This is a genomic window from Methanobrevibacter sp. UBA212 (genome assembly GCF_905233225.1).
Lineage (GTDB): Archaea > Methanobacteriota > Methanobacteria > Methanobacteriales > Methanobacteriaceae > Methanocatella.
Genome location: NZ_CAJODJ010000078.1, coordinates 1 through 2004, shown reverse-complemented (window position 1 = coordinate 2004; position 2004 = coordinate 1). Strand labels below are relative to the sequence as shown.

The following is a 2004-nucleotide window of genomic DNA, read 5'->3' as shown; positions in this document are numbered from 1 at the left end:
GCCGGGTGTGTCTCGATTCTTTCTTTTCATCTCTTTTTATCTCCTATATCAAAAAAATGGATTGTGCTCTCTTACTTACACAATCCATTTTACACTACCGTCGCTGATGCTATTTTCAAATAGCACATTTTGATGATTTTGTAGCTATGTTATTCATCCACTTGTCCAAAAACATCTATGTATTCTTCGCCTGAAAGGTTGAGTTCACACCACTCTTTAGCTTGTTCTACATCAATTTTCTCTATTTTACAATCTGTGGTGTAATTTCCATAGATTTTCTTTCTAATACCATCGATTAAGAGGAAGAATTCACCATTCTTCTTCTGATATAATGTTTCTGAGTAATAGTGAAATGAATTTGGCATTTCGCCATTATTGTATTCGCCAATGCGAATAGCAGTTTCCGTGTCATATAATTTTCCACCAATAATTTTTTTCATAGTAAAATATCCTCCCATATCTAAATAATTATTCACTAACGGCTCCAAAATATTTGATGTATAAATCTACATCTAGATGATTCTCAGCCCATGCTAGCAATTCTTCCTCATCTGGTAGCAAAATAAGGTCACCTTCGTCTGAATCAACGGCAGAGTTTATAATGAAAAATTCATCTTCTTCATTTTTGTATAAAGTTTCTTCGTAATACCCGAAAGAACCAGGCATTTCTCCATTATTATATGAGCCAATATATGTTGCTTTATCTGGATTGTATATATTTGTGTCCCAAAGCTCATACTTTCTAAGGTATTCCATACTAGTACCTCCTATTGGTTATAAAATAAAATTGTTCATACATTCCACAAGAGTGGAATAAAATTTGTAAAAAGATTGTTAGCTACAATGCTATCACCCCCTTTCATAAGTGGAGCATGTGGAGGGTATTTTCATATAAATGTATAGATTAGCTACGAGCGACTTGCGTATACTCTTAAATGGGAATTACCCTCCACTACCCTCCATTTTTGTTAAAAAGTATTGTCAGACTTTAATTTTATGCCTAGAAATACATTGCACTTGTTGGTCTTCTTTTTGATGAAACCCTTCAATTTAAGAGCGGCGTTAAAGTCTTTCTGGCGGTGAGTAAATTCATGAATTGAAAAACAGTAATCACTGTAGGTTCTGAAGAGTTCACTTGAAGATGTAGAGGCAGTGGTATCCACTTCGCAACAATCTTCGATAAATTGAGCGAGCCAATCCGTTTCATTCCTGTAGTTATTAATAGCGTTGATTACAACGGCTGGTCTGTGGAGCTTGAAGTCATTATCAATACATTTTTTACTGCCTTCGGCCATCCACTTTAAGATAGCTCCTCCGGCATTGTTAAATAGATATTCTTCATAGTTCTTGATTTCGTTGTCGCCTGAAAATCTGGCATTGAATGGAATTAGAATAATTCTTCTCCAAGTCCCTTCATCAATGGAGCCAACATTTGGCAAAGGGTTTGTGTATAATACTATTTGATGTGAGGGTTTGAAAGCAAATGGGTCTTTGAATTTTTTCTCGGCTGTGATTTTATCTCTTGAGCAAATCTGTTTAAGAGTCGAAGTACTTAAACGGACGCCCTCTTCGAGTTCGGGAGCAATAACTAATCTTTTTCCCTGAAGCTCGGCAAGTTCAGGTTTTATATTTCTTCTGCAGTTGACGGTTAGAGTGTCAGCACTAATTGTGCCACAATAATCACCGAGAACTTTTGAAATTACATTCCATAAGGTAGTTTTACCATTACTACCATCACCTTGACAAATTATAAGCGATTCAACTTTGACCTCGCCAATTAAAATCAGACCTAAAATCTCTTGGAAGTAATTTATAAGCTCCGTGTCATTTTGGAAAATGGTTTGTAGGCACGTAATCCATATGTCAGTTCCGTCATCTGAAATATCAATGGCTGTTTGTTTAGTAATGTAATCTGTAGGGGAATGTGGTTGCAGTTCAGATGTTATCAAATTGTAAGTGCCGGACGGCATGTTCAGCAAGTACGGATTACTGTCAAAATCACTT

General features: G+C 36.0%; 3 protein-coding genes. All 3 read right to left on the bottom strand.

The window, feature by feature from the left end:
* Positions 1-149 precede the first annotated feature (149 nt).
* Positions 150-476, bottom strand: a complete 327-nt coding sequence (locus QZ138_RS11360) for a hypothetical protein (protein WP_292889126.1) — start codon at positions 474-476, stop codon at positions 150-152.
* The gene (locus QZ138_RS11355; protein ID WP_292889125.1) at positions 469-756 is read right to left on the bottom strand and encodes a hypothetical protein; all 288 of its coding nucleotides are present in this window, start codon (positions 754-756) and stop codon (positions 469-471) included. Before QZ138_RS11355 ends, QZ138_RS11360 begins: the two co-directional genes overlap by 8 nt.
* A gap of 212 nt (positions 757-968) precedes the next feature.
* Positions 969-2004, bottom strand: a 1036-nt coding sequence (locus QZ138_RS11350; RefSeq protein ID WP_292889124.1) for a phage/plasmid primase, P4 family, incomplete at its 5' end; no start/stop codon positions are given.